This window comes from Acinetobacter sp. 22301 (assembly GCF_052045285.1).
GTDB lineage: Bacteria > Pseudomonadota > Gammaproteobacteria > Pseudomonadales > Moraxellaceae > Acinetobacter > Acinetobacter pittii.
In genome coordinates this window covers 25,325-46,256 of record NZ_JBQEOR010000005.1, presented here as the reverse complement: position 1 = coordinate 46,256, position 20,932 = coordinate 25,325, and the positions used below count along the sequence as shown (strand labels likewise).

Sequence of the window (20,932 nt, the reverse complement as noted above, 5' to 3'; positions counted from 1 at the left end):
ACTATCCTCTCTTAAATTGAATAATTTGGTCATCCATCAATTGCTCTAGATGATCCGCGTACCACTGCATGATGTACTTTCGATCATTCAAATATTGAGCTTTGTTATAAACACCTGCTACACCATCTTTTACATGGGCTAGTGCTGCCTCAATATGTCTTTCATCAAAACCTTTATTATTAAGCAATGTACTCGCTATGTGTCTAAACCCGTGGGGAGTCTGTCTACCCTCATAACCTAAACGCCGTAAAGCCATAATAAAAACCGTATCCGATTTAGGTTTATGACTATTCGTCCTACTAGGAAATAAGTATTCAGATTGCCCACTTAAAGGCTTCAATTCATGGAGTAACTGGACTGCTTGAGTTGGTAACGGAATAATGTGTTCACGACGTTTTTTCATACGTTGCTCAGGAATATTCCATACGGCGTTTTCTAAATCAAACTCATCCCAAGTTGCCTCTCTTAATTCACTAGGGCGACAAAAAAGCATACATAAAAGCTTTAATCCGATACGACTATCAAGTGTTGGGTAGTTATCTATAGCCCTTAATAATTGTGGCAACTCCTTTTCATCCACATGCGCCATATTCTCCTTTTTGCCCTGTTCCAAGAATTTATGTAGTCCTTCAAGGGGGTTATAATCAATACGTCCCGTTACTTTGGCATAGTCATAGATATCCCGACACATAGCACGTATTCGGTGTACCTGCTCAAAAATTTTATATTCTTGTTGTATTCCCTTTAGATGGTTCATCCATTCAATCGGACGGATTGATGTATAAAGCCGTTTGCCAAAGGTAGGAAATATATGTTTTTCTAATGCCCCTTTATTTCGGGTCATAGTAGCTGCTACCCATCTATTTTGCTTAGTGTTTAACCACTCCTTAGCCAATACTTCAAAAGTAGCATTATTATTTTCTAGCTCTTTTTGCTTTCGTTCCTGCTTGGTAATTATTGGGTTTTCTCCCTTACCAATATCAGCAATCAATTCCTGCGCTTTCTTTCGTGCTAGTTGCCCACCAATTTCAGGATATCCTCCCATACCTAACCATGACCATTTTCCATTAGGCTTTTTATAACGTAGCTGCCATGATTTATTTCCATCAGGTTTAACACGAAAATACAAGCCATTACCGTCTAACTCCCGATATTCCTTTAATTCAGGCTCAAGGTTGGCTAATGTAGTGTCAGATAAAGGACGACGCTTTATCTCTGATCTTTTCACTTTCTTGTATCCCTTTCATTTCAATTTTTCTTAAAGGATACATATGGGGATACATGTGAAGCAATAGTATATAGAGTTGTATTTAAGTATATAAAGGCAAGAAAAAAGGCTTAAACCTTTACAGTTTAAGCCTTTCAGTTTTATACACTGTTATGTAACAGCATATAAATTTAAGTATATGGTGGAGATGGCGGGAGTTGAACCCGCGTCCGCCAGCACTACGCTCGAGAATACTACATGCTTAGATATCGTCTATTGTTTTAACACCAAGTGACCCGACGAACAGGGTACAAGGTGCGATCCTCTAAGTTTGGTATAAAGCCCCGAGGCTTGACTCTATACGGACTTGTGTGCGTGCGCTACGGTCGGGTTCCTAAACCACAAGTATTCTAGGAAGCGGACAAACTGCCCTTAGGCAGCTAGAGCGTAAGTTTCGTCGTTTGCGACTATTAAAATGCAAATTTTATTTACGAGAGAAAATGCGCTCTCGGCATGCATCTATGAGTTTCATCACCGGCGTCGAAGCCAATAACATCCCCATGAATGTCTGAACATCATAGCATAACTAAAATAAAATGCTGTGCAATTTATCAACAGTCTGCTACTGATGAACATATTTACATAATGGAGAGCCTTTTGCTTTTTTCAAGGGCCCTCATAAAAAAGCTGCCAAAAATGACAGCTTTTTTTAAAGTTTGATCTATAAGGCTCCGTTGCCTAGCACGATCCCTTCACGGCGTGGGTCTACCCCACCTGCGTATTTACTTTGATTATTTATATTTACTTTCATAATCGTTGAAATACCACTGGTTTGCGCAGTGTTAGAGATGCCATGCCCTTTTGCTTTTAAACCTTCAATCAGGTCAACTAAGGAAAGCTGTACATTCGAGCTATCCACATTGGTGTTTTTGCTATTGGTCGCGCCAAAGTTAACAAGCGAAGTCGCCTGCTGTGCATTTAAGTTCCAGTCTAATACACCCACCAAAGTTTTAACCACATATTGAATGATGGTACCGCCGCCTGGTGAACCTGTTGCCATATAAAATTCATCTGGCGTGGTGCCTTTAAACACTAAGGTTGGTGCCATAGTACTACGTGGGCGTTTGCCTCCTTCTACACGGTTGGCAACTGGTGCCCCAGTGCTGTCATAAGGGTTCGCGCTAAAGTCAGTTAACTGATTTGACAGCAAGAAACCATCCACCATGTGGAATGAACCCATGCTCGATTCAACAGTCGATGTCATTGAAACCACATTGCCATAGGCATCTACAATGGTGAACTGAGTCGTGCCATGTTCAACAGTGGTATCTACACCTGCTGCTGTATTAAAGTTACCTGCTGGTGCTACGCCCATACTTTGGTTCGGGTTAATCAGTGCTGCACGTTGTTTCAGGTAATTTTTATCAATAAAACTTGGAATACCCTGTGCTGGTAAACGCACAAAGTCGGTATCTGCCACATATTTATCACGGTCAGCATAGGCCAAACGCTCTGCTTCAGACACTAAATGCACGCCCATCACATCAGGTACACCGCCTTCATTTTCAGGGTTTTTAGGTGGGTACAGCGACATATCAAAGTTTTCTAAAATACCTAGCGTTTGTGCAACTGCAATCCCTCCCGAAGATGGAGGTGGCATGGTACATACATAGTAACGGTCACGGTACGTTGTACAAATCGGGTCGCGTTTTTTAACCTCATAGTTCGACAAATCCTGTAAGGTCATCAAACTTGGGGTAATTGGAGTTTTTGCTGGGTCTTCTCCTTCAGTTCGGCTAGCTTCACTAACAATCGCTTGAGCAATCCGACCAGTATGCAATGCATTTGCACCCTCGGAGACTATTGCTTTAAGTGTATCTGCATATTCTTTATTGGTCATGGTCTCGCCGACTTTGCGTGGTGAACCATCTGAATGAAAATAGATTCTCATTGCATCTGCATCGAGCGCTAAATTACTCGCATTGCTTGCAATGGCATCTGCCAAACGCCCCGGAATACGAAAACCGTTATCAGCCAAACCAATCGCTTCACCAAAAAGTTGGTTCCACTTGAGTTTGCCATGCTCTTTTTGTGCTTCTTCAAGTAAACGCATCACACCCGGCACACCAATCGAGCGGCCACTACGGCGCGCACTTGGTACAGGCGCTGGTGAATTTGGGTCATATATATCTTGGCGAATTAAATAAAATTCGTTGGCTGCTGCTGGTGCAGTTTCACGGCCATCATAAGCGGTGACTTGTTTGGTTTTGGCATCGTAATACATCATAAAACCACTACCGGCAATGGTACTCGACTGTGGCTCGACCAAACCAAGCACAGCTTGTACTGCTACGGCTGCATCGACTGCACTACCGCCTGCTTTTAACACATCGCAACCTGCTTTTACCGCAAGTGGCGTATTTGCCACCACCATATATTTATCTGCGTATTTAACCGTGTTACCGAGTCTATAACCCGATGCACCCTCTGGCGCGGCGGGGTCACCATTTTGGTTTGAACCAACCACCACACTTGAACCGTCTTGTGCCAGTTTACTACAACTGGTCGGGTCGTTATCTACAATTAAATTGGGCGGGGTTGTATTTGAATCATCCTTGGGCTGATCTGACGAGGAGTCATCTCCACATCCTTGTAATAAACCGACTGCTAATAAACTACTGAACAAAAATGAATATCTTTTATTCACGTGATAACTCCAATATATACGCCTGCCTATCCATGCAATTGCCATGCAAGCTTCTTTGTTTTCAGGTCTTCAGTTTTTTAATCTTTGATAAAAATAAAGTTTTAATAATATTAAATGATTAAGGGTGTTTATTTTGTGCTCTGTGTGATGTCTCCTTGTTTGTTATCACACTCTTTTATAACTGATTTGCCCAATTCTGGCATGCTTTATTTCTTTAAATACAGGCAAAATTTGCTATTTATAAACTCGCTCATTTTGTAGTAGGCCTAAAAAAAGCACCTCCGAAGAGATGCTTTTTTGCGTTTAGTGAGAAGGCATGCCGCTGACCTGTTTGGGTTTTGGACATAGCCAAATCACCAACCCCGCAAAGACAAATACCATCGCAAATAGCAAAAACACATGGTTTGCCGACATGGTAATGGCTTCTTTATCGACAAGGTTTGAAATAATTCCAAGCGTCGAGTCAGCCGTAAAACCATTTTGCGCAAGGTTATTTTGAACTTCGGCAGTATTTAGGTTTGACACCATTTCACTACGTGCAACTTTGGCATGGTCATCCCACACGGTGACTGCAATTGAAGCACCAATCGCCCCTGCCATAGTTCTTAAGAAGTTCATGAGGCCCGCAGCAGATGCAATCTCTTGCTGGAGTACCGAACCGAGTGCAATATTCGACAGTGGAATAAAGAAGAACGGTACCGCAAAACCTTGCAAGATTTGTGGCCAAGCCAGTGCCATAAAGTCGGCGTCTGTGGTCCAGAATGCCCGCATTAAGGTCACACCACCCAGCAAAATTAAACCGAAACTCGCCAGGGCACGTGGGTCATGTTTGGTTGAAAGCTTTGCCACAATCGGTGACATGGTCAAACTACCAAAGCCCATGGTTGCGGTTAAATAGCCGGCCCACGTGGCGGTATAGGAAAGGTTCATTTGCAGCCACTGCGGAATCAGTACAATACTGCCAAAGAATGCTCCAAAGCCAAGCGACAAGGCCAGTACCGAAATAGCAAAGCCCCTATGCCTAAAGACTTTCACGTCTACGACGGGGTGTTTATCGGTGAGTTCCCATATGAGGAATACCACAAAGCCTATGGCGGCAGTTAAAGCTAAAACGATAATGCTGGTGCTGTTAAACCAGTCGCGTTCGTGCCCCAAATCGAGCATGAGCTGTAGCGCACCAATCCAGAGAATTAACAAACCTAAACCGACCGTGTCGATTCTTAAAGAAATGGTTTCTGTTTCGGCTGGTTTAAGCAAACGGATTGCCGCTAAAACACAAATAATCCCAACCGGTAAGTTAATAAAGAAGATCCAGTGCCAAGACAGGTTATCACTAATCAGACCACCCAAAATTGGTCCTAAGATTGGTCCAACAACGGTAGTCATAGCCCATAAGCCCATGGCCTGTGCATGCTTTTCTTGAGGGAAAATACGCATGAGCAATGTTTGACTGAGTGGCATGAGGGGGCCACCGCATAGACCTTGCCCAATACGGAAAAACACCAGCATCCCTAATGAGTTTGCTAGGCCGCACAAGAAAGAAAAAATGGTAAAGCCAATCAGACCAAAAATAAAAACCCGAACGGTTCCAAAGCGACCTGCAAGCCAACCTGTTAAAGGTACACAAATCGCTTCTGCAACGGCGTACGACGTAACAACCCATGTGCCTTGTGTACTTGAGACAGCAAGGTTACCGGTAATATGCGGTACAGATACGTTGGCAATGGTCGTATCGAGCACGACCATAAAGTTCGACAAGGCAATAACAAACGCTGCCAGTATTAAACGGCCACCGCTTAGTTCGGCAAAAGGTGTTTGCGTTTTCATAAGCGTTTACTTCGCAGATAAGTCGACTTTTGCTTCCATCGACAAGCCAACACGCAGTGGGTGTTCAGCAAGTTCTTTCGGGTCAAGTGCAATACGGACTGGTAAGCGTTGAACCACTTTAATCCAGTTGCCTGTTGCGTTTTGAGCCGGAATTAGGGCAAAGGCAGAGCCAGTACCACCAGAGAAGCCCATCACTTTGCCGTGATATTCAACGTCATCGCCATATAAATCTGAAGTCAGCGTGACTTCCTGACCTGGACGGACTTTTTTCAACTGACTTTCTTTGAAGTTTGCATCTACATATAAATCGTTAAGCGGCACAATCATCATCATGCTGGTGCCCGGTGCAACACGTTGACCAACTTGAATATTACGACGCGTAACCACTCCATCGACTGGTGCACGAATCACGGTACGTTCCAAATCAAGCTGAGCTTGTTCAACATGTGCTTGTGCAACTTGTACATCAGGTGTTGATGTTTCGCTTACACCCTGAATTAACGCTTCATTTGCAGCTAAGGTACTTTCAGCAGCTTTACGGCTCGAAGAGGCTTGCGCTAAACCAGCTTTAGCAAGCTCTAGCCCTGCTTTGGCTGTTTCAACTGCACTTTGTGCTTTTGTGAGTTCTTCTTTAGACACTGCACCAGAGGCAGCAAGCTGCGCACGGCGATTCAGTTCTAAAGCTGCTTTGTCGTAGTCGGCCTGTGCTTGTGCAACTTGTGCTTTGGCACTGTTAATTTCGTCAGCACGCACCACCACTTGAGAGTTTAAAGAACTACTGTTTGCCGCAGTTTGTTTGTATTGGCGTTTTGCTTTGGCAAGTTCTGCCTCAGCTTGAGCTAATGCAATTTTGGCATCACGATCATCAATACGAACCAGCACGTCACCACGATGTACAGTTTGGGTATCTTTTACGACAACCTGAGCGACCTGTCCGCTCACCATTGAAGTAATTTGCGCGGTTTCTGCACCGACATAGGCATTATCCGTACTCACGGAATTATTTAAAAATAATGCCCAGATTGCATACAAAATAGCGGCGATCAATAAAATCAGCGCAAAAAAACCAAGAAATTTTTTGCGCTTGTTTTGATTGTTTTCATCCGAGGCAGATGTTGTTGGCACTGTTTCTTGTACATTGCTTTGTGCATCAGTCATGGTATGTTCCTAAAGATGAGTTGGCTTTGCCATCAATCTCGCACTACACCTTGTTATAGAGTTTTTATTTTTCTATAAACAAGACATACCGCATTGTCAAAGGAGCTAATTTTAACGCTAAAACCTCATAATATGAGAATAAAAATTTATAACTCATGCGTTCGTTCTAATTAAATTAATGTTTATCTCAAAGTTTTTGTAAAAATTTCTGCTTTTTATACACTAAAAAAAGCGCACTTGGCGCTTTTAAAGGGTTCAATTCATTGCTTAATAGGCATATGAAGCAATGCCAGCAGCAATGGCTTTATCTTCATCATTAACCATGGTCATGCGCATGGTGCAGCCTTTACGACCTAAACGTAGTACCTCGGCACGTGCAATAAAATATTTACCACGCCCCGGTGCTAAATAATCTACACGCATGTCGACGGTTGCCAAACGCGATACTTGTTTAATGGTTTCAGTTAAAGTTTCGGGAGTTGAACGGCGATATAGGTGTTCCATTGCTACAATTCCGCCAATACTATCGAGCAAAGTTGCAGCAACACCGCCATGCAAAATCTGAAATGCCAAATTGCCAATCAGGTTGGGTTGCATCTCGATATAGCCTTCAATGTGCCCGTCCACCACACGCATAATCATTCCACTATGCTTAAAAAAAGGAGAGCTATTAAACGCCTTACATAATTGGTTGAGAACCACAGTTAGGTCAGTTTTTGCGCCTAAATGGATGTTCCCAGTCCAATTTTTCTTTTCTTCACTCATATGTTGCCTAAATTTAAAAGCATGATAAACACCCATAATTTTGTACAAATCCAGCATTATGGGGCTACAATACAGCAGTCGGTTGACAGTAATGGAATATCCGCCAACCTATCCTAGTGTAATACCGAACATCGAGATTGTTATGACTTATACGTTCAATCGTCCTGCATTTCCAGCCACTCGCATGCGCCGTATCCGTAAAAATGACCAGTTGCGTGCGATGGTCAGCGAAACACAGCTCACTACCAATCACTTGATTTATCCAGTATTTGTATTACCGGGACAAAATCAAACCCAAGATATTCCAAGTATGCCAAACATTCAGCGTTTGTCGGCAGATTTGTTACTGAAAAAAGCTGAAAGACTTCTGGAATTGGGCGTATCAAAACTGGCTCTTTTTCCAGTTACCCCACAAGAAGATAAAAGTCTTACCGCAGAAGCTGCATGGCATGAAGATGGTTTAGTACAAACCACATGTCGTCTGCTTAAAAAAGAATTACCAGAAATGGTTTTAATTACCGATGGTGCACTCGACCCATACACCACGCATGGTCAAGACGGCATTATTGATGAAACTGGCTATGTGCTAAACGACGAGACTGTAGAATGCTTGATTAAACAAGCTTTAAGTCACGCAGAAGCAGGTGCCGAAGTGATTGCTCCAAGTGACATGATGGATGGCCGTATTGGCGCAATTCGTCAGGCTTTAGAAGCCAATGGTCACATCTATACCAACATCATGGCCTACTCTGCAAAATATGCATCTAGCTTCTATGGCCCGTTCCGTGATGCCGTTGGCTCTGCATCCAACCTAAAAGGTGGTAATAAATATAACTACCAGATGGACTTTGCCAACCGTGCCGAAGCGTTACATGAAATCGCGCTTGATATTCAAGAAGGCGCCGACATGGTGATTGTAAAACCAGGCATGCCATATCTAGATGTGGTACGTGAAGTAAAAGATACCTTTGGTGTTCCTACATTCATTTATCAAGTGAGTGGCGAATACGCGATGTTAGCTGGCGCAATTCAAAATGGTTGGTTATCAGATTCAGTCATTTTAGAATCACTGATGTGCTGCCGCCGCGCTGGTGCAGACGGAATCTGGACTTACTTTGCAGAAACCGCTGCTGAAAAACTCAAGGAAATGAACTAAGTTCGCAGAGAAAGGATAACACTGCATGCATATTGCAATCATTGGCGCGGGCATAAGTGGATTAATGTCTGCGCTGGAGTTGGTTGAACAAGGCTGTACCATCAGCATTTTTGATCAACAACAAGCGGGACAAGCAGCCTCTTGGGCTGGCGGAGGCATTCTCTCTCCGATGTACCCATGGCGCTATGTGCATGCAGTGAACCAACTTGCTCAATTTGGTAAAGCCTCTTATCAAGCATGGAACCAAAAACTCTACCCTGTTACAGGGATTGATTTTGAAATACATGACACAGGCATGCTGATTTTTGATGAAGAAGATTTTGACGTTGGTTTGTCCTACGCAGAGCAACATCAAGAACCAATGCAGCGCTGTGAATATTTACAGCGAGATGAGCTAGAGCAAGTCAACCCGCATATTTCCAATCAGTTTCAGGAAGCCATTTATTTTCCTGAACTGTCTAATATTCGCAACCCACGCGTATTACAGTCACTGATTAGCTATTTAAAACAACATCCAAATGTTGAGTTTTTTGAGCACTCTGCTGTTAAAAAACTGATTCAACAAGGTGATGTGATACAAGCGCTCCAAACCGAAGATGGCCGCAAACATACAGCAGATCATTTTGTAATAACTTCTGGAGCTTGGAGCCATTATTGGAACTCACAATTACAACTCGATATTCCAGTCGAACCTGTTCAAGGTCAAATGCTGTTGTTTAAAACCCCAGCTCACTGGCTACCGACCATGTGTATGAATCGGGTGATGTATCTGATTCCACGTATAGACGGTCATATTGTGTGTGGTTCTAGCATGGCACATCGTGGTTTTGACACGTCTACCGATGAAACTACGCAGCACAATATTTTAGAAGCATGTTTAGAAATGGTGCCTGAACTGGCCGATTTCCCGATTGTACAGCGCTGGGCAGGCCTCAGACCAAGTTCACCAAATGGCGTTCCGTACATTGGCAAAATGCCTGAAATGGACAATCTCTGGGCAAACTTTGGTCACTTTAGAAATGGTTTATGTATGGGCGCAGGCTCTGCGCAATTGCTCCGTCAGCTTATGCTGGGTCAACCGACATTAGTGGATACCAAAGCATATTCTCCAGAGCGTTTGCAAAATAAAATCTTAGCCTGACGCGAGTATATTCTCTAAAGCCATTTTTAATTGAGGATAAGTAAACTCAAATCCTTCTGCTTGCAGGGCTGCGGGTTTGACGTACTGACCATTTAAGATCAATTGAGACTGTTCGCCCAACAAACAGCGGAAAACCGTGCTCGGTGCTGACAACAGTGGTTTCTTATTGAGTACCACAGCAGCTTGTTCAACAAATACCTTTTGGGTCACATTTTCTGGCGCCACGACATTGTGAATTTGAGCAGATTGAGGATGCTGAAATATAAACTCAATTGCGTTTAATACGTCTTCAATATGTACCCAAACCATAGGCTGACGACCATGACCAATTTGACCGACTAAATTGAGTCGAATCGGAAGTAACATTTTAGGCAAAATGCCACCGCCCTGCCCAAACACCACACCTAAGCGAATAATTTTAGTATTTTGTTGAGAATCTGCTAAAGCTGCTCGCTCCCACTCTTGGCAAAGCTCGGACATAAAAATAGGCTGTGGCGGGCTTTGTTCAGTACACACTTCTGCCCACTTTTCTTGATCATCTATTCCGTAATAACCAATTGCAGAACCAGACACAATTACTTCCGGAAAAATTTCAGACTGCTTGAGCCATGCATACAGTTTTCGGGTCGTATTTACACGGCTTTCAATGAGCTGTTTTTTACGTGACTCGGTCCAACGTTTCTCACCAATATTTGCGCCTGCCAAATTCACCACATAGTCAATTTGACGTGTCGAAATATCTTCAAACTTTTGCACCCACTGCAAGGCAGGATGGTCAGATGCCTTTCCAGCCTGCCGTGTCACAGCAATCACGTTATAATTTTTTTGTAGCAGGAACTTAATTAAATGCGTTCCGATAAAACCACTTGCACCTGTAATTAATACATTCTTATTCATATTTCCTCCTAAGCTGAGGATTCAAGTTTTATTTAATTGTATAAGACTCATTTATATTTAATCGTATGAGTTTTCGTAGTGATCTATTGCACGTTAAACATTTTGTCAGCCATTCGCTGTGCTTGTTTGCCATAAAACCAGTAGGTAATTAAATAAAGTGGAATAGCTAACATTAAAAGCATAATCACCATAATGCTTAAAAACTGAGGTTGTTTTAGGTAAAGCATAAAGTTTTGCAAAATCTCAGGGTCTTTTCTGGCAAATAAAAATAGGCCAAATAAAACACCACATAAGTTATAGCCCCAAAAAATCAGGGTAAAACCCAAAGTAAATTTCTTTTTTTCTGGTACAGTCGGGGCACGGCGTTCTTTCTTTAAAAATTTAAATAAGACAAAAATCATTGCGCCTAAATATGGAACGGCTGTTAAAATACCGCCTACACTCGCTGGTAATAGTGCTGCAACCACACCTACAATTAAGGTGAGCACGATGCATAAAGCAAAAAACCAGAGAAAGTAAGAACGTAATTTGGTCATATTTTTGCCTAATTTATGGGTTCAAAAAATAATTATAAATTTTTTTCGATTTTTTTTCATTTTTCTGTCAACCAATCCTGATCTCTTGACGTTATATAGGGTAACAAGGTCGCAGCAACCGAATACTTCCTTTGCACGGCATCCGCAAAATTGTTTCGGTGACCTTTCATTACGACTCTTTCCTTCCTTCGGATTAGGTTTTGTTAGCAGCCAAAACCCTTGATGAAGTTTTTGACCGACGATTCTCTCATCACTCGAATCGTCGGTTTTTATTTTCTAGCACTTTCATTTATTTTACGCTCACCATACACAATAGTGCTTTCGTAGCTATAAAGGCTATGCTTATACTTTTTACACCATAAAAATATGATTTAAATAATATGAACACTATTGCCTATTTTGAAATCCAGTCTTCAAACCCTGCCCGCGATGCGCAGTTTTATCAAGCTGTGTTCGGCTGGCAATTTAAACTTGATGAAAGCTTACCGATTGAATATTACCGCATAGAGACACCTTCAATTATGGGTGGACTATTAAAACGCCCTGCTCAAACACCGCCAATGGAATATGGCACCAATGCATTTACCTGTTCGGTTCAGGTCGAAAACTTCGATGAAGTGGCTGCAAAAATTTTAGCGCAAGGCGGTATTGTCGCAATGGATAAATTTGCTATTCCGGGCCGCGCTTGGCATGGTTACTTTGTCGATTTAGACCACAACGTTTTTGGTATTTTTCAAGTCGATGAAAACGCAGCTTAAAGATTTTATTTATTTTTAATGTATAGCCACCGCCTTTTTATCGGTGGCTATTTCATATAGTTTATTCAGCAAAGCTAAAGCTGGCTTCACATGTAATTGGAAAATTCATCGAATTGGCAATCATACATTCGTGATGTGCTTCTTCATGCAGTTTTGCAGCAAGCTCTTGGTCAGCACCTTTTTCTAAAACAATCTCTGGTCTTAAAATAATTTGGGTAAAGTGACCACGTTTGACCGGATCTGTATCTTCCATAAAACCAAGTGCTTTGTCGACATAACTTAGCACATGAATATGGTTGACTGCACAAAGGTGTAAATACCAAAGTTTATGACAAGCAGAAGCTGACGCGACCAATAAATCTTCAGGGTTCCATTTGGTTACATCGCCCAAATAAGCAGGGTCTGATGAACCTTGAATAGTGGTCTTTTGCGGATGCTGAATACTAAAATCGCGTTTATAAGAACGATAAGATGAAGTGCCTGTACCCGTATTGCCTTCCCACTGTATTTTTACTTCGTATTCGTGAATGGTCATTTTGTTCTCAAAGTTCATGGTTTGCCCTGATAGTAACAAAGCAGCGTTTAAAGTGAAAAATTTAATTCAAGTTTTACTATGGGCTTAAATAACGAGCACTTTAAAATGTCTTGATAAAATCTCCTGCCAATTTATGCTAACGTATCTGTGTTTATTTTGGCTTGATGTCTGTTTCTATGTCCGTACATTTTCTACATACTTCTGACTGGCATTTGGGGCAGTTTTTTTATAATCATTCACGCCACTACGAACACCAACAATTTTTAAGCTGGTTACTCACTCAAATTCAAGAAAAACAGCCGCATGCCCTACTCATCGCTGGCGATATTTTTGATGTCATTAACCCAGGTTCTCAAGCACAAAAGCAACTCTACCAATTTTTAGCAGATGCCCATCGTATTGCACCGCACATGCAAACGCTCATGATTGCGGGTAACCATGACTCAGGCTACCGTATTGAACAGGTCGAACCACTCTTAGAAAAATATAACGCAAAAACCGTGGGCGTGGTTCGCTGGAATGAAGATAAAACTCTAGATCTCGATCGACTACTTTTACCTATCTATAACCAAAATCAAGATATTGTGGCGTGGTGCCTTGCCCTGCCTTTTTTACGTTCGGCCGAAATTACGGGTTTTAACGAATATACCACCAATAGCAAAAACGCGATTGCCTATTTGCACCAGCAACTCATTGCCGAAGCCAAACGTCGTAAAACACCAGACCAAGCACTTATTTTGATGTCGCATGCCCACATGCAAGGTGGAGAAACATCCGACTCTGAACGCCCCATTATTATTGGTAATGAAGAGGCACTTTCAACGACTTTATTTGAAGATGCTGTCGACTATGTCGCGTTAGGGCATCTACATAAACCACAAAAAGTAGGTCAGCCGCATATCCGTTATAGTGGCTCGCCCATTCCGCTTTCTTTTAGTGAAATTAACTATAAGCACCAAGTAGTTGAAGTCAAAATTGACCCGACTCAAGACACAGACAGTCGTTTGCAATTTGAAGCTGTAGAAATTCCGCGTTGTATACAGTTGCACCGCATTCGTGGTGAATTAAATGAGGTCTTGCAACAACTCAAAGCATTACCAAACGGCATGATTGAAAATATTGACCACCGTGAATATGTCGATATTGAATATTATAGTTTAACGCCGCCACAGCCGAATTTACGTCAGCAGTTTGAAGCAGCCCTACCACCTGACCGCTATCGTTTAGTACGTATTTCACGTCAATATGTGAACAAAGACACCACCGATTCAAATACTACTCAGCAAATCGCACTTGAACCACCAACACCAGAAAAACTCTTTCAAAATATCTGGGAAAAACAAGGTTACAGTGCCGATGATGCGGTCTTAAAAGATTTTCTAAGTCTAGTACAAGAAGCACAAAAACATCTTGAAAATGATGCAACACCTTAAGGATATGTCATGAAAATTTTATCCATTCGAATAAAAAATCTGGCATCTCTTTCTGATGAACACTTTATTGATTTCGAAAGCGCACCTCTCGCCCATGCAGGCTTAATTGCAATTGTAGGAAAAACTGGTGCGGGTAAATCGACTATTTTAGACGCCATGTGTCTGGCCTTGTTTAATCGGGTTCCACGCCTGAAAGACAGTGACGGTAAATTAAAAGATGTTGATGGTTCTGAGTTACTCACTAACTCACCTTTAACTGTCTTACGCCGTGGTACAGGACATGGCTTTGCTGAGCTTTGCTTTATTGCACAAGATCAAAAACGCTATTTGGCACGCTGGGAAATTAAGCGGGCACGTGAAAACCCAAATGGTAAATTACAAAGCGTACAGCGCCACTTAAAATGCCTGACCGATGGTGTCGTGCTTGCCGATAAAGCCAAAGCGGTTGATGAAAAAGTTAAACAAATTACCCAGCTTTCTTTTGAACAATTTACGCGTGCCGTATTACTTGCGCAGTCAGAAGTCACTGTATTTTTAAAAGCACGAGACAGCGAACGCGGTGAGTTACTCGAGTACCTGACCAACTCCAGCATTTTCGCCAAAATTGGTGAGCTGGCTTTTCGTAAAACCGCAGATATAGCAAAGCAGCGTAAACAGCTTGAAGAGTTCTTAGGCCACATTGAAATTTTGTCTGATGAAGAAATTGCTGCATTTACCGAACAATATCAGCAGGCAGAACAAAACCATCAAAAGTTAGAACAACAAAAAAATGTCTTAGACAAACAGCAACAATGGTTTGAGCGTAAGGCGAAACTTGAGCAAGAAGTTCAAGCTAAACAGCAACAGTTTCAAGCACAGCAAAATCATCATCAACAATTGGCTGGTGAGCGTGAGCAATTAAAACGACTCGAAGTTTTCTCTGAAATACGTCCACAAGTTTTTCAGCAAGCTCAAAATTTACAAGCCCTACAACAACTTGAGCCGCAAATTCAGCAAGCGCAAACCAATTTTAATGATTTAGTACAAATTTTTGAAACCGGACAAAAACAGTATCAACTCGCAGAACAAGAGCTCAAACAGACGCTTGATTTTGAGCAACAGCATCAACAAGCTTTAAATCAAGTTCGACAGTTCATTCAAGAACGTGCTTTTATTGCCGATGAATATAAAAAGTGCAAAGAAAAAAGAAACGTAATTGAGCAAAAACTCAGTCCACTGCACCAGCAGCAAAACAGTGTGCAACAGCACATTGCACAGCTTGAGCAGAACAAAATTCACCTACAACAGCAGCTTACTCAGACTCAGCAATATGCTGTATTGGACAAAGGCCTTTCAGCGCATCTGCATCAGCTCGGGCAATTTATTCAAAATTACGAAGCAATTGAACAACAGCTTGGCAATCCTACCCTTGCTCGCCAAAAGCTATCGGAAGCTAAAAGTGAACTCGAACAACTCACAGCTTCACTCGGCACAGTTGAACAAATTGAGTTAAAACTTGAGCAACAGCGTAAAGATAAAGATCAGAAACTTGCTCAAATCACTCAGTTAGATCTGATTCAGCAAAAAATTAAAATTTATCATGAGCTATATGCTGAGCTTCAGCAATTCTCTGAAAAACAAACGCAGACCTCAGCCCAAGAGCAGCAGCTTAAAACCGTTTGTCAGTTAGCTGAACAAGACTACCAAACAGCAAAAACTGAACGTGAAAAGTTACAGCACATCCTGCAACAGCAGCGTTTACTACACACTGAAAATATTGAGCAGTTACGTGCCAATCTTAAAGAAGGCGAAGCTTGTCTAGTGTGCGGAAGCACACATCACCCCTATCGTGTTGATGACAGTGCAGTCTCCAAGGCCTTGTTCGATTTGCAGCAACAACAAGAGCAGCAAGCTGTTGCACTCGAGCAAACTAAATTTAATACGTGGCAAACCCAACAACATGCACTTACCCAGTGTCGTGCCGAGCTTGAGCAAGTTCAGAAATATCTAGCTCAACTTCAAACAAAACAATCAAGCTTGCAACAAGAACTTGAGCAAGCGTTTAACCTCAATCAGTTACATATTGAGCTTAATCAAGCTCCTGAGCAGATTTTGCTAACGCTGAACGAACTCAGACAAGCCGCGCAAACTGCCATAAGTTCATTTGACTCAGAAAACTTGCGTTTAACCCAAGCGATTAAACAGCACAATCAACTGGTTCAATCAATTCAGCGCAATGAAAGTTTGCTTAATACAGCACAGCAATGGCAACAACAAGTTCAACATATTGTCGAGTGTTTATCGGAAGCTGAACAGCACGCATGGCAGCAGTCGAGTAGCCAAACGGCTAAGCAGACTTGGTCGATTTTAGACGCACGTGCTAAGCAACTTGAGCAACAAGAACAACTTTCACATCGTTTTGAACAGCAGCAACAAGAACTTAAAATGTTGACTGCTAACTTTGAACAAATGGCTAAGCAAATTGATGAGATCGATCAAAATCTCAAAGAGATTACGCTTAAAGGTCAGCAAAATAATGAAAAAGCGGTGTCGCTCATTCAACAAATGACAGGCCGCGCTGATATTAAACCGCATGAATGGTTAATTGAACACGATGCTAAACGTCAGCAACAACAAACCGCGTATCACGAGGCTAAACAGCGTTTCGAACAAACTAGACAGCACTTTGAACAACAAAAACAAGCACTCGATCAGCTTAAGCATCAACATCAACACACTGCGGGGCACCAGCAGCAGATTGATGAGCAAATTCAAAACTGGTTAAAAGCCCACACTGATTTTCAGGCAACTGATCTTACGGCGCTCATGCAAATTAATTCAGCTCAAGAGCAAGATATTCGTAACCGTCTTAATCATGCCGAGCGTTTATTAAGTGAAGCCTCTTCTGCCCTTAAAACCATGCAAGAGCAATTGAGCGAGCACTTACAAACTCAACCAGATATTGAACATGAAAAGCTTGTTAGCCTTATTCAAGACAATATTGCAGAGCTTAAAGCCCAGCTTGAAGTACGTGATCGGCTTAAACTTAAACTTGAAGTCCATCAGCAAAATCTGGCTAAGCAGCAACAATACGCTGAGCAAATTCAAAATATTCAGCAAGAAGAACATCGCTGGAGCAAAATTTCAGGCTTGATTGGTGATGCAAAAGGTAAAGAGTTCCGCGACTACGCCCAGCAATATCACTTAGATATTTTAGTGGAACATGCCAACCAGCAACTGGCGATGCTTTCTCAACGTTATACGTTAAAACGTCTAGATCAGTCTTTAAGCCTTGCGATTATTGACCATGACATGGACGGCGAAACTCGCTCTGTCGCATCGCTATCTGGCGGCGAGTCGTTCTTAACTGCCCTTGCTTTGTCTTTAGCGATTGCCAATATGGCCTCGGGCTCAATGAAAATTGAATCGCTGTTTATTGATGAAGGCTTTGGTACTTTAGACGCCTCATCTTTGCACATGGTGATGAATGCTTTAGACCAATTGCAAAATCAGGGACGCCAAGTCATTCTCATCTCACACATTCAAGAAATGCATGAGCGTATTCCTGTACAAATTCAGGTAAAACCACTCGGCGCGGGTGCAAGTACCATAGAAGTAGTAGGTTAAAACTAAAAAGCCCCGACATCCTGTCGGGGCTTTTTTAGATTCTGCGTTGGTATAACTCCTGTCGCACCTGTATGCATCCATTCATCACTGTTTATTGTTATTCTTAGAAACATCCTGTTTCCTGATGAATTCATAGTACGAAAAAAGCGTTTTCTGCCATAGCCGCAAAAGGCCGCAATTTCTGTAAGATAAAGCTTACATCAGCCTTTTTGCGAATAGTCTCTAGCTCCAAATAAAGCTGTTCCCACACGAACCATGGTTGAACCAGCAGCAATTGCTGCATCTAAATCACTCGACATTCCCATACTTAAAGTGTCCCAATCTTCTGGATGAGTATGTTGGTCTTTCACAGCATCAAACAAGGCTTTAGCATCTGCAAAAGCAGCAGTATTGTCAGGCGCTGGAATGACCATTAAACCGCGTAACTTGATTTTTGGTAATTGACTGATTTGAGCAACCAACTCGGCAACTTCTTCTGGTGCGCAGCCATCTTTACTGTCTTGCCCATCAATATTCACTTGCAAACAAATATTAAGCGCAGATTGATCATCACCACGCTGGTTAGATAGGCGCTCGGCAATAATTAAACGATCTACACCATGTACCCAATCAAATTTCTCGGCCAAATGCTTCGTCTTGTTGCGTTGAACATGACCAATGAAATGCCATTCAATGTCTAAATCCTGTAAAGCTTCGACTTTATCTAAAGCTTCTTGCAAATAGTTTTCGCCAAATGCTCTTTGCCCTGCTGCATACATTTCACGCAAACTTTCACTTGGATGTGTTTTCGATACGGCTAAAAGTTGTACGGTTTCAGGCGCACGTTGAGCATGTTCACAAGCACTTTGGATTTGCTGTAATACGTGCTGACGCGCATCTTGCAGGTAATTCATTGACAAGGTTCTCATTTTCAAAAAACTTTTTTGCTTTTCACCTAAAGCGAGGTGTTGGTAAGCCTCGGTGAAAGCCGTATATTATTCTACAAAATAATGACATATTTTGATTTACTTGGGGAAATTATGGATATTACAGAGCTACTCGCCTTCTCTGTGAAAAATGGCGCGTCCGATTTACACCTATCTGCTGGTATGCCACCAATGATTCGCGTGGATGGTGAAGTCCGTCGCATTAACTTACCTGCTCTAGATCATAAAGATGTTCATCGTCTGGTCTACGACATCATGAATGATAAACAGCGTCGTGACTACGAAGAAAAACTCGAAACCGACTTTTCTTTTGAAGTACCCAACGTTGCTCGTTTCCGTGTAAACGCATTTAACCAAAACCGTGGTGCTGGTGCAGTGTTTCGTACCATTCCGTCCAAAGTACTTACCATGGAAGATTTAGGCCTAGGTCAAATCTTTAAAGACATTTGTGACTATCCACGCGGCATTGTACTGGTGACAGGCCCAACAGGTTCGGGTAAATCGACCACACTTGCAGCCATGATGGACTACATCAACGAAAACCGTTATGACCATATTTTAACGGTTGAAGACCCTATCGAATTTGTACATCAGTCAAAGAAATGCCTGATTAACCAACGTGAAGTGCATCGTGATACACACGGCTTTAATGAGGCACTACGTTCAGCACTGCGTGAAGACCCAGATATTATTTTGGTCGGTGAGATGCGTGACCTTGAGACTATTCGTTTAGCACTTACTGCTGCCGAAACAGGACATTTGGTATTTGGCACGCTGCATACCACTTCTGCTGCGAAAACCATCGACCGTGTAATTGACGTATTCCCAGCCGAAGAAAAAGACATGGTTCGTGCCATGCTCTCTGAATCATTGCAGGCTGTAATTTCACAAACCCTGCTTAAAAAGAATGGCGGCGGCCGTGTGGCAGCTCATGAAATCATGATTGGTATTCCTGCCATTCGTAACTTAATTCGTGAAAACAAAGTCGCGCAAATGTATTCAGCTATTCAGACTGGCGCAAATCATGGCATGACCACCCTCGACCAAAGCTTAAAAAATTTGGTGTCTCGCGGTGTGATCAGTCCACAAACCGCACGTACTGCTGCTAAACAGCCTGAATCATTCCTATAAAAATAATTAGAGAATAAATATGGATTTTAATGACCTGCTCAACCTCATGGTTGAAAAAAAATCATCCGACCTCTTTATTACAGATGGCGTTGCACCATCGATGAAGATTAACGGACAAATTGTTCCCATTTCAAAAAATAGTCTTTCAGGCGAAATTATTGGGCAACTATTACATTCCATCATGAGTGAAAAACAACGCAAAGAATTTGCTGAGACTCGTGAATGTAACTTTGCCATTATGAACCGTGATAAAACTGCCCGCTTTCGTGTGAGTGCTTTTCAGCAACGCGACATGCCCGGCATGGTGTTACGTCGAATTGAAACCAAAATTCCTTCAATTGATGACTTGCAATTACCGCCTGTACTAAAAGATTTATCGATGACCAAACGTGGCATCATTATTTTTGTAGGGGCAACAGGTACAGGTAAATCGACATCATTGGCTTCAATGATTAGCTATCGTAACCATAACTCTAAAGGTCACATCATTACCATTGAAGACCCTATCGAGTTTATTCATGAACATGCGGGCTGCATCATTACCCAACGTGAAGTCGGGATCGATACTGATTCATTTGAAGTAGCTTTAAAGAATACTTTGCGACAAGCACCCGATGTAATCTTGATTGGTGAGATCCGTACGCGTGAAGTCATGGACTATGCGATTGGTTTTGCCGAAACGGGTCACTTGGTCTTAGCCACGATGCATGCGAACAACGCCAACCAAGCACTTGACCGTATTATTCACTTCTTTGAAAGTGACCGTCATAGCCAGCTCTACATGGATTTATCGCTTAATTTAAAGGCCATGATTGCACAGCAACTTATTCCGACTCCAGATGGTAATTCGCGCCGTGCCGCAATCGAGATTCTCATTAACTCACCATTAATTTCAGACTATATTCGTAAAGGCGAAATTCATGAAATTAAAGATTTAATGAAACGCTCACGTGAACTCGGTATGCAAACTTTTGACCAAGCACTGTTTGATCTTTATAAGTCGGGCCAAATTACCTACAAAGATGCATTAAAACATGCCGACTCACCAAACGATTTGCGTTTAACAATTAAGCTTGCCGAAGAAGGTCCTGATCAAATTGCAGGCACAAATCAGCATTTAACCTTCGACAGACAGTAATTTCTTCATAA

Annotated in this window: 16 protein-coding genes and 1 other RNA gene; 7 read left to right on the top strand and 10 right to left on the bottom strand. The window is 42.1% G+C overall.

Annotation, left to right across the window (positions count from 1 at the left end):
• Position 1 precedes the first annotated feature (1 nt).
• The 6 genes from ACTJJH_RS09710 to ACTJJH_RS09685 form a co-directional block, all read right to left on the bottom strand.
• Positions 2-1,228 carry a tyrosine-type recombinase/integrase gene (locus ACTJJH_RS09710; protein ID WP_057078159.1) on the bottom strand — a complete coding sequence of 409 codons (1,227 nt, stop codon included), beginning with the start codon at positions 1,226-1,228 and terminating at the stop codon, positions 2-4.
• Between the two features lie 179 nt (positions 1,229-1,407).
• Positions 1,408-1,767: a transfer-messenger RNA gene (ssrA, locus tag ACTJJH_RS09705) on the bottom strand.
• A 161-nt stretch (positions 1,768-1,928) separates the two neighbouring features.
• On the bottom strand, positions 1,929-3,914 hold the full coding sequence (gene ggt, locus ACTJJH_RS09700) for a gamma-glutamyltransferase (protein ID WP_440601057.1): 1,986 nt from the start codon (positions 3,912-3,914) through the stop codon (positions 1,929-1,931).
• Between the two features lie 303 nt (positions 3,915-4,217).
• On the bottom strand, positions 4,218-5,741 hold the full coding sequence (locus ACTJJH_RS09695) for a DHA2 family efflux MFS transporter permease subunit (protein ID WP_440601056.1): 1,524 nt from the start codon (positions 5,739-5,741) through the stop codon (positions 4,218-4,220).
• A 6-nt stretch (positions 5,742-5,747) separates the two neighbouring features.
• Positions 5,748-6,899 carry an EmrA/EmrK family multidrug efflux transporter periplasmic adaptor subunit gene (locus ACTJJH_RS09690; protein ID WP_005070833.1) on the bottom strand — a complete coding sequence of 384 codons (1,152 nt, stop codon included), beginning with the start codon at positions 6,897-6,899 and terminating at the stop codon, positions 5,748-5,750.
• A gap of 267 nt (positions 6,900-7,166) precedes the next feature.
• Positions 7,167-7,664, bottom strand: a complete 498-nt coding sequence (locus ACTJJH_RS09685) for a thioesterase family protein (protein WP_002121786.1) — start codon at positions 7,662-7,664, stop codon at positions 7,167-7,169.
• A 142-nt stretch (positions 7,665-7,806) separates the two neighbouring features.
• Between ACTJJH_RS09685 and hemB the strand changes: the two genes are divergently transcribed.
• On the top strand, positions 7,807-8,820 hold the full coding sequence (gene hemB / locus ACTJJH_RS09680) for a porphobilinogen synthase (RefSeq protein WP_004794101.1): 1,014 nt from the start codon (positions 7,807-7,809) through the stop codon (positions 8,818-8,820).
• 25 nt (positions 8,821-8,845) lie between these two features.
• Positions 8,846-9,961, top strand: coding sequence for an NAD(P)/FAD-dependent oxidoreductase (locus tag ACTJJH_RS09675; protein WP_440601055.1), 1,116 nt, complete (start codon positions 8,846-8,848; stop codon positions 9,959-9,961).
• On the opposite strand, the gene ACTJJH_RS09670 is transcribed toward ACTJJH_RS09675, so the two are convergent.
• Both ACTJJH_RS09670 and ACTJJH_RS09665 read right to left on the bottom strand, forming a co-directional pair.
• Complete coding sequence (locus ACTJJH_RS09670) at positions 9,953-10,858, bottom strand: TIGR01777 family oxidoreductase (protein ID WP_032004217.1); 906 nt, start codon at positions 10,856-10,858, stop codon at positions 9,953-9,955. The genes ACTJJH_RS09675 and ACTJJH_RS09670 overlap by 9 nt on opposite strands.
• A gap of 83 nt (positions 10,859-10,941) precedes the next feature.
• A complete protein-coding gene (locus ACTJJH_RS09665; RefSeq protein ID WP_032004218.1) occupies positions 10,942-11,394 on the bottom strand; it encodes an ABZJ_00895 family protein in 453 nt (150 codons plus the stop codon).
• A 380-nt stretch (positions 11,395-11,774) separates the two neighbouring features.
• Between ACTJJH_RS09665 and ACTJJH_RS09660 the strand changes: the two genes are divergently transcribed.
• Positions 11,775-12,152 carry a VOC family protein gene (locus ACTJJH_RS09660; protein ID WP_001091952.1) on the top strand — a complete coding sequence of 126 codons (378 nt, stop codon included), beginning with the start codon at positions 11,775-11,777 and terminating at the stop codon, positions 12,150-12,152.
• Between the two features lie 61 nt (positions 12,153-12,213).
• Here ACTJJH_RS09660 and ACTJJH_RS09655 read toward each other — a convergent pair whose 3' ends face one another.
• Entirely contained in the window at positions 12,214-12,687 is a 474-nt protein-coding gene (locus tag ACTJJH_RS09655; protein ID WP_032004219.1) for an OsmC family protein, read from the bottom strand.
• Positions 12,688-12,851: 164 nt separating this feature from the next.
• On the opposite strand from ACTJJH_RS09655, the gene ACTJJH_RS09650 reads away from it, so the two are divergent.
• Both ACTJJH_RS09650 and ACTJJH_RS09645 read left to right on the top strand, forming a co-directional pair.
• Complete coding sequence (locus ACTJJH_RS09650) at positions 12,852-14,120, top strand: exonuclease SbcCD subunit D (RefSeq protein WP_218660235.1); 1,269 nt, start codon at positions 12,852-12,854, stop codon at positions 14,118-14,120.
• Positions 14,121-14,129: 9 nt separating this feature from the next.
• Positions 14,130-17,726 carry an AAA family ATPase gene (locus ACTJJH_RS09645; protein WP_440601054.1) on the top strand — a complete coding sequence of 1,199 codons (3,597 nt, stop codon included), beginning with the start codon at positions 14,130-14,132 and terminating at the stop codon, positions 17,724-17,726.
• Positions 17,727-17,926: 200 nt separating this feature from the next.
• Here the strand turns inward: ACTJJH_RS09645 and ACTJJH_RS09640 are convergent, their stop codons facing one another.
• Positions 17,927-18,619, bottom strand: coding sequence for a YggS family pyridoxal phosphate-dependent enzyme (locus tag ACTJJH_RS09640; RefSeq protein WP_002121742.1), 693 nt, complete (start codon positions 18,617-18,619; stop codon positions 17,927-17,929).
• A 126-nt stretch (positions 18,620-18,745) separates the two neighbouring features.
• On the opposite strand from ACTJJH_RS09640, the gene ACTJJH_RS09635 reads away from it, so the two are divergent.
• Both ACTJJH_RS09635 and ACTJJH_RS09630 read left to right on the top strand, forming a co-directional pair.
• Entirely contained in the window at positions 18,746-19,783 is a 1,038-nt protein-coding gene (locus ACTJJH_RS09635; protein WP_002121749.1) for a type IV pilus twitching motility protein PilT, read from the top strand.
• 19 nt (positions 19,784-19,802) lie between these two features.
• A complete protein-coding gene (locus tag ACTJJH_RS09630; protein ID WP_032055148.1) occupies positions 19,803-20,921 on the top strand; it encodes a PilT/PilU family type 4a pilus ATPase in 1,119 nt (372 codons plus the stop codon).
• Positions 20,922-20,932 lie beyond the last annotated feature (11 nt).

Excerpts from the sequence above, each read along its gene's own strand:
- ACTJJH_RS09695 (WP_440601056.1), bottom strand. The coding sequence starts at position 5,741 with ATGAAAACGCAAACACCTTTTGCCGAACTAAGCGGTGGCCGTTTAATA.
- ACTJJH_RS09690 (WP_005070833.1), bottom strand. The coding sequence starts at position 6,899 with ATGACTGATGCACAAAGCAATGTACAAGAAACAGTGCCAACAACATCT.
- ACTJJH_RS09685 (WP_002121786.1), bottom strand. The coding sequence starts at position 7,664 with ATGAGTGAAGAAAAGAAAAATTGGACTGGGAACATCCATTTAGGCGCA.
- hemB (WP_004794101.1), top strand. The coding sequence starts at position 7,807 with ATGACTTATACGTTCAATCGTCCTGCATTTCCAGCCACTCGCATGCGC.
- ACTJJH_RS09675 (WP_440601055.1), top strand. The coding sequence starts at position 8,846 with ATGCATATTGCAATCATTGGCGCGGGCATAAGTGGATTAATGTCTGCG.
- ACTJJH_RS09670 (WP_032004217.1), bottom strand. The coding sequence starts at position 10,858 with ATGAATAAGAATGTATTAATTACAGGTGCAAGTGGTTTTATCGGAACG.
- ACTJJH_RS09665 (WP_032004218.1), bottom strand. The coding sequence starts at position 11,394 with ATGACCAAATTACGTTCTTACTTTCTCTGGTTTTTTGCTTTATGCATC.
- ACTJJH_RS09660 (WP_001091952.1), top strand. The coding sequence starts at position 11,775 with ATGAACACTATTGCCTATTTTGAAATCCAGTCTTCAAACCCTGCCCGC.
- ACTJJH_RS09655 (WP_032004219.1), bottom strand. The coding sequence starts at position 12,687 with ATGACCATTCACGAATACGAAGTAAAAATACAGTGGGAAGGCAATACG.
- ACTJJH_RS09650 (WP_218660235.1), top strand. The coding sequence starts at position 12,852 with ATGTCTGTTTCTATGTCCGTACATTTTCTACATACTTCTGACTGGCAT.
- ACTJJH_RS09645 (WP_440601054.1), top strand. The coding sequence starts at position 14,130 with ATGAAAATTTTATCCATTCGAATAAAAAATCTGGCATCTCTTTCTGAT.
- ACTJJH_RS09640 (WP_002121742.1), bottom strand. The coding sequence starts at position 18,619 with ATGAATTACCTGCAAGATGCGCGTCAGCACGTATTACAGCAAATCCAA.
- ACTJJH_RS09635 (WP_002121749.1), top strand. The coding sequence starts at position 18,746 with ATGGATATTACAGAGCTACTCGCCTTCTCTGTGAAAAATGGCGCGTCC.
- ACTJJH_RS09630 (WP_032055148.1), top strand. The coding sequence starts at position 19,803 with ATGGATTTTAATGACCTGCTCAACCTCATGGTTGAAAAAAAATCATCC.